Genomic DNA, 13,545 nt, shown 5'->3' with positions numbered 1-13,545 from the left:
AGAGAACAGTCGGATCGGAAATGCTTTCTCCCGAAGCCCTGAAGAAAATCGACCGTGCCGTTGCCAAATACCCTGCCGACCAGAAACAGTCGGCGGTGATGCACGCACTTGCCGTAGCGCAGGTCGAGAAAGGTTGGTTGTCGCCCGAAGTCATGCAATTCGTGGCGGACTACCTCGAAATGCCCGCAGTCGCGGTGCAAGAGGTCGCAACCTTCTACACCATGTTCAACACGAGCCCGGTGGGCAAGTTCAAGTTGACCGTGTGCACGAACCTGCCTTGCCAACTCACGCGTGGTGAAGAGATGGCGAAGTACCTGAAGGAAAAATTGGGCGTCGAATACAACGACATCACGCCCGATGGCCTCTTCACGGTCAAGGAAGGCGAGTGCATGGGCGCTTGCGGCGATGCCCCGGTCATGCTGGTGAACAATCACCGCATGTGCGGCTTCATGAGCGAAGAGAAGGTCGATGCGCTCCTCGATGAGCTCAAGGCCAAGGCCGCTGCCGGAGAGAAAGCATGACGTCGCTGCACAACCGTCACATCAAGCCGCTGATTCTCGCGGGCCTCAACGGCGATAACTGGCATCTGGAAGATTACGTCAAGCGCGGTGGTTACCAGCAGCTCGCACGTATTCTGAAAGAAGGCCTCACGCCCGAGCAGGTGATCGCCGACGTGAAGGCTTCGGGCCTGCGTGGTCGTGGAGGCGCTGGCTTCCCGACGGGGCTGAAGTGGAGCTTCATGCCGCGCGCGTTCCCGGGCCAGAAGTATCTCGTCTGCAATTCGGACGAAGGCGAACCGGGTACGTTCAAGGATCGCGACATCCTGCGCTACAACCCGCACGCCCTGATCGAAGGCATGGCCATCGGCGGTTTCGCCATGGGCATCACGGTCGGCTACAACTATATCCACGGTGAAATCTACGAAGTGTACGAACGCTTCGAAGAGGCGCTGGAAGAAGCGCGCGCCGCCGGGTATCTGGGCAACAACATTCTGGGCACGGACTTCTCGTTCGAGTTGCACGGTCACCATGGTTACGGTGCGTACATCTGCGGCGAAGAAACTGCGCTGCTCGAATCGCTCGAAGGCAAGAAGGGCCAACCGCGCTTCAAGCCGCCGTTCCCGGCGAGCTTTGGCCTGTACGGCAAGCCGACCACGATTAACAACACCGAAACGTTCGCAGCCGTGCCGTTCCTGCTTGCGACCGGTCCGCAGCAATACCTGGAAATGGGCAAGCCGAACAACGGCGGCACCAAGATTTTCTCGGTATCGGGCGACGTCGAGCTGCCGGGTAACTACGAAGTGCCGCTGGGTACGCCGTTCGGCGAACTGCTCGAACTGGCCGGTGGCATGCGTGGTGGCAAGAAGCTGAAGGCAGTGATCCCGGGCGGTTCGTCCGCGCCGGTCGTGCCGGCGGGTCTCATGATGGAAACCACCATGGACTACGACAGCATCGCCAAGGCTGGCTCGATGCTGGGTTCGGGGGCGGTGATCGTCATGGACGAGACGCGCTGCATGGTGCGTTCGCTGTTGCGTCTGTCGTACTTCTACTACGAAGAATCGTGCGGTCAGTGCACGCCGTGCCGTGAAGGTACTGGCTGGCTGTGGCGCGTGGTCAACCGTATCGAGCATGGTGAGGGCCGCAAGGAAGATCTCGACCTGCTGAACTCGGTGGCCGAGAACATCATGGGCCGTACCATTTGCGCGCTCGGCGATGCCGCAGCGATGCCGGTGCGCGGCATGCTCAAACACTTCTGGGACGAGTTCGCCTACCACGTCGAGCACAAGCATTGCTTGGTCGGCGCTCACTAATCCCTTTTGACGCTTGGCATTGAACCGCTATGGTTGAAATCGAAATTGACGGCCAAAAGGTCGAGGTGCCCGAAGGCAGCATGGTGATCCAGGCTGCCAAGAAGAACGGCACCTATATTCCCCACTTCTGCTATCACAAGAAATTGTCGATCGCAGCGAACTGCCGCATGTGTCTGGTCGAGGTCGAGAAGGCCCCGAAGGCCGTGCCGGCCTGCGCCACGCCCGTTGCCAACGGCATGATCGTGCGCACCAACTCCGATAAGGCTGTGAAGGCGCAGCAATCGGTGATGGAGTTCCTGCTGATCAATCACCCGCTCGACTGCCCGATCTGCGATCAGGGCGGTGAGTGCCAACTTCAGGACTTGGCGGTTGGTTACGGCAAGTCGGCATCGCGCTACCAGGAAGAGAAGCGTGTGGTGTTCCACAAGAATGTGGGCCCGCTGATCTCGATGGAAGAAATGTCGCGCTGCATCCACTGCACGCGTTGCGTGCGCTTCGGTCAGGAAGTGGCCGGGGTGATGGAGTTCGGCATGCTGGGCCGCGGTGAGCACTCGGAAATCACGTCGTTCGTCGGCAAGACGGTCGACTCCGAACTGTCCGGCAACATGATCGATCTGTGCCCGGTTGGCGCACTGACGTCGAAGCCGTTCCGTTACAGCGCCCGTACGTGGGAACTGTCGCGCCGCAAGTCGGTGAGCCCTCACGATGGCGTGGGTGCGAACCTCGTGGTGCAAGTGAAGAACAACAAGGTCATGCGCGTGGTACCGCTCGAAAACGAAGCGGTCAACGAGTGCTGGATCTCGGACAAGGATCGTTTCTCGTACGAAGGTCTGAACAGCGACGAGCGCCTCACCAAGCCGATGCTCAAGCAAGGCGGCGAGTGGCACGAAGTCGACTGGCAGACGGCGCTTGAGTACGTCGGCCACGGCCTGACGGACATCATCCGAGACTTCGGCGCCGATGCCGTTGCCGGTCTGGCCTCGCCGCACGCCACCGTCGAAGAACTGCACCTGCTGCAAAAGTTCGTGCGCGCACTGGGCAGCGACAACGTCGACTTCCGCCTGCGTCAGACGGACGTGTCGGGCGGTACGAAGGGTGCCCCGTGGCTCGGCCTGCCGATCACGGAACTCGACAAGCTGCAAAGCGCACTGGTCGTCGGTTCGTTCCTGCGCAAGGATCATCCGCTGTTCGCGTCGCGTCTGCGCACCGCTGTGAAGACAGGCGGTCAGCTGAACCTGCTGCACGGCTCGGACGACGATCTGCTCGTGAAGCTCGCGAACAAGATCATCGCCGCACCGGGCGCGTGGGTCAGCGAACTGGCCGGTATTGCTGTGGCTGCTGCCGCTGCCAAGGGTGTTGCTGCCCCGGCAGAACTGGCTGGTGTGACCGCCAGCGACGCCGCCAAGGCCATCGCCGCTTCGCTGATCAACGGCGAGCGTCGCGCGATCCTGCTCGGCAACGCAGCGGTTCAGCATCCGGAATTCGCACAACTGCACGCGATCGCGCAAGTGATCGCTGACATCACGGGCGCCACGGTGGGCTTCCTGACCGAAGGCGCCAACACGGTCGGCGGCTACGCAGTGAAGGCCACCAACGCCAAGGGCGCTGCGGCACTGTTCGCACAGCCGCGTCAGGCTTACGTGCTGCTCAACGCCGAACCCGAGTTCGACTCGGCCGACGCGAAGCAAGCACTCGCGGCCCTGAGCGCCGCGAAGATGGTGGTCTCGCTCTCGCCGTTCAAGCACGGCCTCGAGTACGCCGACGTGCTGCTGCCGATCGCCCCGTTCACGGAAACGGCCGGTACGTTCGTCAACGCCGAAGGCCTGCCGCAACACTTCAACGGTGTGGTGCGCGCGCTGGGTGAGACGCGTCCGGGCTGGAAGGTGCTGCGCGTGCTGGGCAACCTGCTCAAGCTGCAAGGTTTCGAACAGGACACCGTGGAACAAGTGCGTGCCGAAGCGCTCGCCGGTTTCTCGGCGGCCTCGCTCGACAACCGTGCCATGGCAACGCTGGCCGCACCGAAGGCTGCTGCACAGGGTCTTCAGCGTCTGGCCGACGTGCCGATCTACGCTGCCGACGCGCTGGTGCGTCGCGCTCCGTCGCTGCAACTGACCAACGATGCGAAGGCATCGCTGCGTGCCACGCTGCCGGCTGCGCTGTTCGACAGCCTGGGCCTCGCTGCCGGCGACGCCGTGCGCGTGCGCCAGGGCGACGCGGTGGTCACGCTGCCGGCCGCTCGCTCGGAAACGTTGCCTGCCAATGTGGTGCGCGTCCCGGCAGCCACGCCGGCGTCTGCCGCGCTTGGCGCGATGTTCGGTGAAATTTCGGTGGAGAAGGCGTAAATGAGCCTGAACGAAGTCATCAATCAATACGGCACGCAACTGCTGGGCGTGGCCTGGCCGACGGTGTGGGCGCTGGTCCGCATCCTCGTCGTGGCCGTGATCCTGCTGCTGTGCGTGGCGTACCTGATTCTGTGGGAGCGCAAGCTCATCGGCTGGATGCACGTGCGTCTCGGTCCGAACCGCGTGGGTCCGGCCGGTCTGTTGCAGCCGATCGCCGACGTGTTGAAGCTCCTGCTCAAGGAAGTCATCACGCCGACGCAGGTCAGCAAGGGCATTTACGCCATCGCCCCGGTGATGGCCGTGCTGCCGGCCTTCGCGATCTGGGCGGTGATCCCGTTCCAGCCGGGCGCAGTGCTCGCCGACGTGAACGCCGGTCTGCTCTACGCGATGGCGATTTCGTCGATCGGTGTGTACGGCGTGATTCTGGCCGGTTGGGCATCGAACTCGAAATACGCTTTCCTCGGCGCCATGCGCGCGTCGGCCCAGATGATTTCGTATGAAATCGCCATGGGCTTCGCGCTGGTGTGTGTGCTGATGACGGCCGGCTCGCTGAATCTGTCGGACATCGTGCGCTCGCAAGAGCACGGCATGTTCGCCAGCATGGGCGTGAACCTGTTGTCGTGGAACTGGCTGCCGCTGCTGCCGATGTTCGTCGTGTACTTCGTCTCGGGTATCGCGGAAACGAACCGTCACCCGTTCGACGTGGTGGAAGGCGAATCGGAAATCGTGGCCGGTCACATGATCGAATACTCGGGCATGGGCTTCGCGCTCTTCTTCCTGGCCGAGTACATCAACATGATCATCATCTCGGCGTTGGCCTCGGTGCTGTTCCTGGGTGGCTGGAGTGCGCCGTTCGGCTTCCTGTCGTTCATCCCGGGTGTGTTCTGGCTGGCGTTTAAGGTGTTCCTGCTGCTGTCGGTGTTCATTTGGGTACGTGCGACGTTCCCGCGCTACCGCTACGACCAGATCATGCGTCTGGGCTGGAAAGTTTTCCTGCCGCTGACGATTGTCTGGGTGATCGTGGTGGGTGTCTGGATCATGTCCCCCTGGAACATCTGGGGCTGAGGCGAACGGAGTAGAGGAATCCCATGGTAAGGGCAATCAAAGACTTTTTTGGCAGTTTCCTGTTGTTGGAACTGCTCAAGGGCATGGCGCTCACAGGGCGCTACACGTTCGCACGCAAAGTGACCGTGCAGTTTCCGGAAGAGAAGACGCCGCTGTCGCCGCGTTTTCGCGGTCTGCATGCGCTGCGCCGCTATCCGAACGGTGAAGAGCGTTGCATCGCATGCAAGTTGTGCGAAGCGGTGTGCCCGGCAATGGCCATCACGATCGAATCGGAAGTGCGTGACGACAATACCCGTCGCACCACGCGCTACGACATCGATCTGACCAAGTGCATCTTTTGCGGCTTCTGCGAAGAAAGCTGCCCGGTGGACTCGATCGTCGAAACGCACATCCTCGAGTATCACGGCGAGAAGCGTGGCGATCTGTACTTCACCAAAGAGATGTTGCTCGCGGTGGGCGATCGTTACGAAAACGAAATCGCGGCGGCCAAGGCGGCCGATGCGCCGTACCGTTAATGCAGGGCAGGGCGCGACGCTCGTCGGCGCGCCCGGTACGGCTTGACGTTGGCTAATTTGGCGACACTCCGGTGATTATGGAATTCACAACCTTACTTTTCTACGTGTTTGCGCTGATCCTCGTGGTCTCGGGTCTGAAGGTCGTGACCTCGCGCAACCCCGTGCAGTCGGCACTGTTCCTGGTGCTGGCCTTCTTCAACGCTGCTGCGATCTGGATGCTTCTCGAGGCTGAGTTCCTCGCGATCATGCTGGTGCTCGTGTACGTCGGCGCGGTGATGGTGCTGTTCCTGTTCGTGGTGATGATGATCGACATCAATCTCGACGAACTGCGACGCGGTTTCGGCAAGTTCATTCCGCTGGCGAGCACCGTCGGCGCGATCATGATCGTCGAAGCGGCGCTTGTGCTGATGCGCGGCTATGGTGCCACGCGTGCGCCGGTCAAGGCCGTATCGGCCCCCGACGTGCCGAACACCAAGGCGCTCGGCATTGCGCTGTACACCGACTATATCTTTGCCTTCGAAGTGGCAGGTCTGATCCTGCTGGTGGCGGTGGTTGCAGCGATTGCGCTGACCATGCGTACCCGTAAGGATCACAAGCAGACCGACCCGAGCAAGCAGGTGCGCGTGAAGAAACACGAGCGCGTGCGTCTGGTGTCGATGCCCGCCGAAGCCCGGCAGCAGTCCACCGGCGCCGACACGCCGGCGGCGGAATAAGGAGCCAGCATGATGTCGTTGTCGCTAGCGCATTACCTGGTGTTGGGCGCGATTCTCTTCGCGATCAGCATTACCGGTATTTTCCTCAACCGCAGAAATGTGATCGTGCTGCTGATGGCCATCGAGCTGATGTTGCTCGCGGTCAATCTGAACTTCGTCGCGTTCTCGCATTACCTGGGCGACATTGCCGGTCAGGTATTCGTGTTCTTCATCCTTACGGTGGCCGCCGCAGAAGCTGCGATTGGCCTGGCCATTCTGGTCACGTTGTTCCGTAAGCTCGAAACGGTCAACGTCGAAGATCTCGACCGCCTCAAGGGTTAATAAAGCGAACGCTGTTATGGCATCCACATTGAATCCCACACTGTTGCTCGCGATCCCGCTGGCGCCGCTGGCCGGGTCCGTGATCGCCGGTCTGTTCGGCAAGCAAGTCGGACGCGCGGGCGCGCACACGGTCACGATCCTTGGCGTGCTGGTCGCGTTTATCCTTTCGGTCATGACGTTCCTCGACGTCATGAACGGGGCGAGCTTCAACGCCACCGTCTACGAATGGGCACGCATCGGCGACCTGAAGCTCGAGATCGGCTTCCTGATCGACACCCTCACCGTCACGATGATGTGCGTGGTCACGTCCGTCTCGCTGATGGTGCACATCTACACCATCGGCTACATGGCGGAAGATCCTGGCTACCAGCGCTTCTTCTCGTACATCTCGCTGTTCACGTTCTCGATGTTGATGCTCGTCATGAGCAACAACTTCCTGCAACTGTTCTTCGGCTGGGAAGCGGTGGGTCTGGTCTCGTACCTGCTGATCGGTTTCTGGTACACGCGTCCGACGGCCATCTACGCCAACATGAAGGCGTTCCTGGTCAACCGCGTGGGTGACTTCGGTTTCCTGCTCGGTATCGGTCTGCTGCTGGCCTTCACTGGCACGCTGAACTACGGCGAAGTGTTCGCCAAGGCCAACGATGTCGCGGCCCTGTCGTTCCCGGGCACCGACTGGCGCCTGATTACCGTGGCCTGTATCTGCCTGTTCATCGGCGCCATGGGTAAGTCGGCACAGTTCCCGCTGCACGTCTGGCTGCCGGACTCGATGGAAGGCCCGACCCCGATCTCGGCACTGATCCACGCGGCCACCATGGTGACCGCCGGTATCTTCATGGTGAGCCGCATGTCGCCGCTGTTCGAACTCTCGGACACCGCGCTGTCGTTCATCACGATCATCGGTGCGATCACGGCGTTGTTCATGGGCTTCCTGGGCATGATCCAGAACGACATCAAGCGTGTCGTGGCCTACTCGACGCTCTCGCAGCTCGGTTACATGACGGTCGCGCTCGGCGTGTCGGCCTACCCGGTCGCCATCTTCCACCTGATGACGCACGCGTTCTTCAAGGCGCTGCTGTTCCTCGGCGCCGGTTCGGTGATCATGGGCATGCACCACGATCAGGACATGCGCAACATGGGCGGCCTGTGGAAGTACATGCCGATTACCTGGATCACGTCGCTGCTCGGTTCGCTGGCATTGATCGGTACGCCGTTCTTCGCCGGTTTCTACTCGAAGGACTCGATCATCGAAGCCGTGGCCGCCTCGCATCTGCCGGGTTCGGGCTTCGCGTACTTCGCAGTGGTCGCCAGCGTCTTCGTGACCGCGTTCTACTCGTTCCGTATGTACTTCCTCGTCTTCCACGGCAAGGAGCGTTTCGGTCAGGCACATCATGACCACCACGACGCCCACCATGCAGAAGAAGAGGACGATCACGGCGAACACCACGGTCTGGCCCCGGGTCAGAAGCCGCACGAATCGCCTGCCGTTGTGACGATTCCGCTGATCCTGCTGGCGATTCCGTCGGTGATCATCGGTGCCATCGCGATCGCGCCGATGCTGTTCAGCTCGTTCTTCAAGCAAGGCGTGGCGTTCAAGGACGTCATCTTCATCGGCGAGAATCACCCGGCGATGGAAGAACTGAGCCACGAATTCCACGGCTGGGTTGCCATGGCGGTGCACTCGTTCGGCACGCTGCCGATCGCACTGTCGGCACTGGGTATCTTGCTGGCCGCGTTCTTCTACCTCAAGCGTCCGGACATTCCGGAAGCCCTGAAGAACCGCTTCTCGGGCATCTACAACTTGCTCGATAACAAGTACTACATGGACAAGATCAATGAAGTGGTCTTCGCCAAGGGCGCGCTGAAAATCGGCCGCGGTCTGTGGAAGGCAGGCGATCAGGGTCTGATCGACGGCGCCGTCGTCAACGGCAGCGCACGTCTGGTGGGCTGGCTCGCCGGCGTCATCCGCTTCATGCAATCGGGTTACATCTATCACTACGCGTTCGCCATGATCATCGGCATGCTCGGGCTCCTGACGCTGTTTGTGACGTTGAACGGCAAGTAAAAGGGGGAGCCACAAAAAAAATGCAATCGCTACCGCTTCTGAGTCTGGCCATTTGGCTGCCCATCTTGTCGGGGATCGTTGTCCTCGCGGTGGGAAATGACCGTAACCCGACGGGTGCCCGTGTTCTGGCGCTCATCGGTTCGCTGCTGAGCTTCCTGGTCACGCTGCCGCTGATCTCGAACTTCGACGCCAACACGTCGGCCTTCCAGTACGTCGAAAAGACGAGCTGGATTGCACGCTTTCACATCAACTACTTCCTGGGCATCGACGGCATTTCGCTGTGGCTGGTGGTGCTCACCGCGCTGATCACGGTGATCGTGGTGATCGCGGGCTGGGAAGTGATTACCGAACGCGTGGCGCAGTACATGGCCGCGTTCCTGATCCTCTCGGGTCTGATGATCGGCGTGTTCTCGGCGCAAGACGGTCTGCTGTTCTACGTCTTCTTCGAAGCCACGCTGATCCCGATGTACCTGATCATCGGTGTGTGGGGCGGTCCGAACCGGGTGTACGCCGCGTTCAAGTTCTTCCTGTACACGCTGCTCGGCTCGCTGCTGATGCTGGTCGCGCTGATCTATCTGTACAACGCGACGGGTTCGTTCACGCTGACCGACTGGTACGCGGCGAAGATCCCGATGAACGTGCAGATACTGCTGTTCGTGGCGTTCTTCATGGCATTCGCGGTGAAGGTGCCGATGTGGCCGGTGCATACCTGGCTGCCGGACGCTCACGTGGAAGCCCCGACCGGCGGCTCGGTCGTGCTGGCCGCGATCATGCTGAAGCTGGGCGCGTATGGTTTCCTGCGCTTCTCGCTGCCGATCGCACCGGATGCCAGCCACTATCTGTCGGGCTTCATGGTGACGCTCGCACTGATCGCCGTCGTCTACATCGGCCTCGTGGCGCTGGTGCAGACCGACATGAAGAAACTGGTGGCTTACTCGTCGATCGCTCACATGGGCTTCGCGATTCTGGGCTTCTTCATGTTCAGCGAAATCGGCATGCAGGGTGCGCTGGTGCAGATGATCTCGCACGGCTTCGTGTCGGGCGCGATGTTCCTGTGTATCGGCGTGCTGTATGACCGCATGCACTCGCGCAACATCGCCGACTACGGCGGTGTGGTGAACACGATGCCGAAGTTTGCCGCGTTCTTCATGCTGTTCGCGATGGCCAACAGCGGCCTGCCGGCAACGTCGGGCTTCGTGGGTGAGTTCCTGGTGATTCTGGGTGCCGTGAAGCTGAACTTCTGGGTGGGTCTGCTTGCAGCCACTTCGCTGATCACCGGTGCTGCGTATTCGCTGTGGATGTACAAGCGCGTGATCTTCGGTGCGATTGCCAACGACCACGTGCGCGAGCTGATCGATATCAACAAGCGCGAGTTCTTCATGCTGGCCGTGTTGGCTGCACTCACGCTGTTCATGGGTATCTATCCGAAGCCTTTCACGGACCTGATGCACACCTCCGTGGTTAACCTCCTCGCCCACGTGGCGCAGACCAAGCTGCCGTAATCGGGGAGGAAATCTAGATCATGCAAAACATTAATCTGCTGCCTGCGTTGCCGGAGGCCATCCTGCTGCTCATGATCCTCGTGATCATGATGTGCGACGCGTTCCTCGGCCAGACGCGCAAGCTGAACTACGTGCTGGCACTCATCACGACGGCGGTCGTGTCGGTGCTGTGGGCGTGTAACGCCAGTGACCCGGCGTCGCACTACCTGTTCGGCAATGTGTTCGTCGCCGACCCGATGTCGAACCTGCTCAAGGCCTTCGGTGGTCTGGCAACGTTCATGACGTTCGTCTACGGCCAGAAGTATCTGGAAGCGCGCGGCCTGGCCCGTGGCGACTTCTACATCCTCAGCTTGTTCTCGCTGCTGGGGCTGTCGGTGATGATCTCGGGCAACAACTTCCTGACGCTGTATCTGGGTCTGGAACTGATGTCGCTGTCGCTGTACGCCCTCGCTGCCGTGTGGCGCGATTCGGCCAACGCGACCGAGTCGGCCATGAAGTACTACGTGCTGGGTGCGCTCGCTTCGGGCTTCCTGCTGTACGGCATGTCGATGATGTACGGCGCGACGGGTTCGCTCGAACTGGCCAAGGTCTTCGAAGTCATCGCTTCGGGCGCGGTCAACAAGATCGTGCTGGTGTTCGGCGTGGTGTTCATCGTGGCCGGTCTGGCGTTCAAGCTCGGTGCTGCGCCGTTCCACATGTGGGTGCCGGACGTCTATCAAGGCGCACCGACCCCGGTCACGCTGCTGATCGGCGGCGCGCCGAAGCTGGGTGCGTTTGCGCTGCTGCTGCGCTTGCTCGTCGAAGGCATGCTGCCGCTGGCGATCGACTGGCAACAGATGCTGATCATCATGGCGGTGCTCTCGCTGGTGATCGGTAACCTGACGGCCATCGTACAGACCAACGTCAAGCGTCTGCTGGCGTACTCGACGATCTCGCACATGGGCTTCGTGCTGCTGGGCATGCTCTCGGGCGTGGTGGGCGGCAAGATCGACGGTATCGCCGACGCGTACGGATCGTCGCTGTTCTACAGCGTGATCTATCTGCTGACGACGCTGGGCACGTTCGGTATCGTGCTGCTGCTCTCGCGCAAGGGTTTCGAAGCCGAAAACCTGTCGGATCTGAAGGGCCTGAACCAGCGTAGCCCGTGGTTCGCGTTCGTCATGCTGATGTTGATGTTCTCGCTGGCCGGCATTCCGCCGCTGGCAGGCTTCTACGCCAAGCTGGCAGTGCTTCAGGCGGTGATCAACGCCGGTATGGTGTGGCTGGCCGTCGTGGCCGTGATCGCTTCGCTGATCGGTGCGTTCTACTACCTGCGTGTCGTGAAGCTGATGTACTTCGACAAGCCGGAAGACAGCAACGCGCTGGAAGGCAGCGGCACGATGCGTCTGGTGCTCTCGCTCAACGGTCTGGTGCTGGTGTACCTCGGCCTGATGCCGGGTCCGCTGATGGACTGGTGCCTGCGCACGATCAAGCTGACTTTGGCGAGCTAATACCGGCAAGCTGAAGCTAGCCGACGCGACGAAAGACGGGAGACACGAACGATGGGTATGACAGCAGGTGGTACGCTTGTGATTCTGCTGGCGCTGCTCGGCGCGAACCTGCCGTTCGTGAACCAGCGCCTGTTCGGCTTCATCCCCCGCAAGGTGCCGGTGAAGTCGTTGTGGCTGCGTCTGCTGGAGATGGTGGTGGCGTACTTTGTGGTCGGTGCACTCGGCTATCTGATCGAGAAAAGCATCGGCAACGTGTTCGCTCAGGGCTGGGAGTTCTACGCGGTGACGGCGAGCTTGTTTGTCGTGTTCGCGTTTCCGGGGTTCGTCTACCGGTACTTGTGGCGTCATCGACCGGCGGCTGCCGCGTAAGATGTTGGCTTCATGAGACGCCGCCCACTGGGCGGCGTTTTGTTTTGTATGGTTTTGTATGGGTTTTGAACCGGTTTCGTGCACGCTTTGTGCCGCCATGGAGGTTTCATGACACAACGTCAAACAGACGATCAGCACCTCATAGAGACGCAGATCACGACCGATACCGTCTACGACGGCGCATTCCTGACCATCAAGCGCGACAGCGTGCGTCTGCCGGATGGCAAGACGGCCACGCGCGAATACACCACGCACCCGGGGGCGGTGATGGTGATTCCGTTGTTCGAAGACGGGCAGGTGCTCATGGAGCGCCAGTACCGCTATCCGCTGCGCCGCGTGATGACCGAGCTGCCTGCCGGCAAGCTCGACGAAGCCGAGGGCGGTCTGGCCTGCGGCAAGCGCGAACTGCTCGAAGAGACCGGTTATCACGCCGAGCGCTGGGACTACCTGACGCGTATCCACCCGGTGATTTCGTATTCCACCGAGTTCATCGATATCTGGCTGGCGCGTGACCTTAGGCTGGGTGAACAGAAGCTCGACGACGGTGAGTTTCTCGATGTGTTCAAGATGCCGGCCACCGAGTTGCTGCAATGGGTGCGCGATGGCCGTATCACGGACGTCAAATCGGTTATCGGCGCGTTCTGGCTGGAAAAGATATTATCCGGAGTCTGGCAGCCGAACGAGCGTTCGCCGCTGCGCTGAAGCCACGGCGCCCGCCGCAGCGGGCGCCCCTCTATTGATTCCGGTCCCGGTCCATGGCCGGGCAGGGACACACTCATTGCGTCATGAAGGTTTTTGATTTGCGTTGTGCGCACGAGCACACCTTCGAAGGCTGGTTCGGCTCGGAGGACGATTACCTTTCGCAGCAGTCTCGCGGGCTGGTCGCTTGCCCCGTCTGCGGCGACACGGGCATCGTGCGCGTGCCTTCAGCCCCGCGCCTGAATCTGTCGGGCGCGACGGGGCGCAATGCCGCTTCGGCCGCTTCGGCTGCCTCGGCAGGCACCTCCCCGGGAGCGAAGGGGAGCGCCGCAAAGTCCGGTCCCTCGTCTGCCCCGTCATTGCCGCCCGAAGTCGCCCAAGCGCAACGCGAGATTCAGGCGCTGTGGATGAAGGCAGTGCGCCATGTGATCGCCAACACGGAAGACGTCGGCAAGAATTTTGCCGAAGAGGCCCGCAAGATCCACTATCAGGAAGCCCCGGAGCGCAATATCCGCGGCACCGTCTCACGCGAAGAGTCCGAGGCCCTTGCCGAAGAGGGTATTGATGTCATGGCGCTGCCCATCCCCGAAGGCGCGAAAGAAACCCTGCAATAGGGCGCCCTTGCCGCCAGCGCACTACCGCCTCATCACGCCT

13 protein-coding genes are annotated in these 13,545 nt (G+C 61.2%); all 13 read left to right on the top strand.

Going from position 1 to position 13,545, the window contains the following annotated elements; translation table 11 throughout:
- The first annotated feature begins 20 nt into the window (after nt 1-20).
- The 13 genes from nuoE to CDV46_RS12965 all read left to right on the top strand — a co-directional run bounded on the left by nuoE (nt 21) and on the right by CDV46_RS12965 (nt 13,505).
- Nucleotides 21-521 (top strand): NADH-quinone oxidoreductase subunit NuoE, encoded by a 501-nt coding sequence (nuoE, locus tag CDV46_RS13025; RefSeq protein ID WP_058379368.1) that lies wholly within the window; start codon nt 21-23, stop codon nt 519-521.
- Entirely contained in the window at nt 518-1,810 is a 1,293-nt protein-coding gene (nuoF, locus tag CDV46_RS13020) for an NADH-quinone oxidoreductase subunit NuoF (RefSeq protein WP_058379367.1), read from the top strand. The genes nuoE and nuoF overlap by 4 nt, the downstream gene beginning before the upstream one ends.
- A gap of 29 nt (nt 1,811-1,839) precedes the next feature.
- The gene (nuoG, locus tag CDV46_RS13015; protein WP_087722912.1) at nt 1,840-4,152 is read left to right on the top strand and encodes an NADH-quinone oxidoreductase subunit NuoG; all 2,313 of its coding nucleotides are present in this window, start codon (nt 1,840-1,842) and stop codon (nt 4,150-4,152) included.
- Nucleotides 4,153-5,217, top strand: coding sequence for an NADH-quinone oxidoreductase subunit NuoH (gene nuoH, locus CDV46_RS13010; protein WP_058379365.1), 1,065 nt, complete (start codon nt 4,153-4,155; stop codon nt 5,215-5,217).
- A gap of 23 nt (nt 5,218-5,240) precedes the next feature.
- Complete coding sequence (gene nuoI, locus CDV46_RS13005; RefSeq protein ID WP_047907638.1) at nt 5,241-5,732, top strand: NADH-quinone oxidoreductase subunit NuoI; 492 nt, start codon at nt 5,241-5,243, stop codon at nt 5,730-5,732.
- A gap of 77 nt (nt 5,733-5,809) precedes the next feature.
- Nucleotides 5,810-6,445, top strand: coding sequence for an NADH-quinone oxidoreductase subunit J (locus CDV46_RS13000; protein ID WP_058379364.1), 636 nt, complete (start codon nt 5,810-5,812; stop codon nt 6,443-6,445).
- 9 nt (nt 6,446-6,454) lie between these two features.
- A complete protein-coding gene (nuoK, locus tag CDV46_RS12995) occupies nt 6,455-6,766 on the top strand; it encodes an NADH-quinone oxidoreductase subunit NuoK (protein WP_023596640.1) in 312 nt (103 codons plus the stop codon).
- A 16-nt stretch (nt 6,767-6,782) separates the two neighbouring features.
- Nucleotides 6,783-8,831 carry an NADH-quinone oxidoreductase subunit L gene (gene nuoL / locus CDV46_RS12990; RefSeq protein ID WP_058379363.1) on the top strand — a complete coding sequence of 683 codons (2,049 nt, stop codon included), beginning with the start codon at nt 6,783-6,785 and terminating at the stop codon, nt 8,829-8,831.
- 20 nt (nt 8,832-8,851) lie between these two features.
- Nucleotides 8,852-10,333, top strand: coding sequence for an NADH-quinone oxidoreductase subunit M (locus tag CDV46_RS12985; protein ID WP_087688193.1), 1,482 nt, complete (start codon nt 8,852-8,854; stop codon nt 10,331-10,333).
- Between the two features lie 20 nt (nt 10,334-10,353).
- Nucleotides 10,354-11,823 carry an NADH-quinone oxidoreductase subunit NuoN gene (nuoN, locus tag CDV46_RS12980; protein WP_087688192.1) on the top strand — a complete coding sequence of 490 codons (1,470 nt, stop codon included), beginning with the start codon at nt 10,354-10,356 and terminating at the stop codon, nt 11,821-11,823.
- A 57-nt stretch (nt 11,824-11,880) separates the two neighbouring features.
- Nucleotides 11,881-12,192, top strand: coding sequence for a DUF2818 family protein (locus tag CDV46_RS12975; RefSeq protein WP_087688730.1), 312 nt, complete (start codon nt 11,881-11,883; stop codon nt 12,190-12,192).
- A 108-nt stretch (nt 12,193-12,300) separates the two neighbouring features.
- Nucleotides 12,301-12,894 (top strand): NUDIX domain-containing protein, encoded by a 594-nt coding sequence (locus CDV46_RS12970; RefSeq protein WP_087722910.1) that lies wholly within the window; start codon nt 12,301-12,303, stop codon nt 12,892-12,894.
- Nucleotides 12,895-12,977: 83 nt separating this feature from the next.
- Nucleotides 12,978-13,505, top strand: a complete 528-nt coding sequence (locus CDV46_RS12965) for a DUF1178 family protein (RefSeq protein WP_087722908.1) — start codon at nt 12,978-12,980, stop codon at nt 13,503-13,505.
- The last annotated feature ends 40 nt before the right edge of the window (nt 13,506-13,545 follow it).

Source organism: Pandoraea sp. PE-S2T-3 (assembly GCF_002179965.1).
In the GTDB taxonomy this organism is placed as follows: domain Bacteria; phylum Pseudomonadota; class Gammaproteobacteria; order Burkholderiales; family Burkholderiaceae; genus Pandoraea.
The sequence above is the reverse complement of the archived record's forward strand: the minus strand, read 5'-3'. Positions and strand labels throughout refer to the sequence as shown.

Bases quoted from the DNA above. Each gene is read 5' to 3' on its own strand.
- nuoE (WP_058379368.1), top strand. From the start codon at position 21: ATGCTTTCTCCCGAAGCCCTGAAGAAAATCGACCGTGCCGTTGCCAAA.
- nuoF (WP_058379367.1), top strand. From the start codon at position 518: ATGACGTCGCTGCACAACCGTCACATCAAGCCGCTGATTCTCGCGGGC.
- nuoG (WP_087722912.1), top strand. From the start codon at position 1,840: ATGGTTGAAATCGAAATTGACGGCCAAAAGGTCGAGGTGCCCGAAGGC.
- nuoH (WP_058379365.1), top strand. From the start codon at position 4,153: ATGAGCCTGAACGAAGTCATCAATCAATACGGCACGCAACTGCTGGGC.
- nuoI (WP_047907638.1), top strand. From the start codon at position 5,241: ATGGTAAGGGCAATCAAAGACTTTTTTGGCAGTTTCCTGTTGTTGGAA.
- CDV46_RS13000 (WP_058379364.1), top strand. From the start codon at position 5,810: ATGGAATTCACAACCTTACTTTTCTACGTGTTTGCGCTGATCCTCGTG.
- nuoK (WP_023596640.1), top strand. From the start codon at position 6,455: ATGATGTCGTTGTCGCTAGCGCATTACCTGGTGTTGGGCGCGATTCTC.
- nuoL (WP_058379363.1), top strand. From the start codon at position 6,783: ATGGCATCCACATTGAATCCCACACTGTTGCTCGCGATCCCGCTGGCG.
- CDV46_RS12985 (WP_087688193.1), top strand. From the start codon at position 8,852: ATGCAATCGCTACCGCTTCTGAGTCTGGCCATTTGGCTGCCCATCTTG.
- nuoN (WP_087688192.1), top strand. From the start codon at position 10,354: ATGCAAAACATTAATCTGCTGCCTGCGTTGCCGGAGGCCATCCTGCTG.
- CDV46_RS12975 (WP_087688730.1), top strand. From the start codon at position 11,881: ATGACAGCAGGTGGTACGCTTGTGATTCTGCTGGCGCTGCTCGGCGCG.
- CDV46_RS12970 (WP_087722910.1), top strand. From the start codon at position 12,301: ATGACACAACGTCAAACAGACGATCAGCACCTCATAGAGACGCAGATC.
- CDV46_RS12965 (WP_087722908.1), top strand. From the start codon at position 12,978: ATGAAGGTTTTTGATTTGCGTTGTGCGCACGAGCACACCTTCGAAGGC.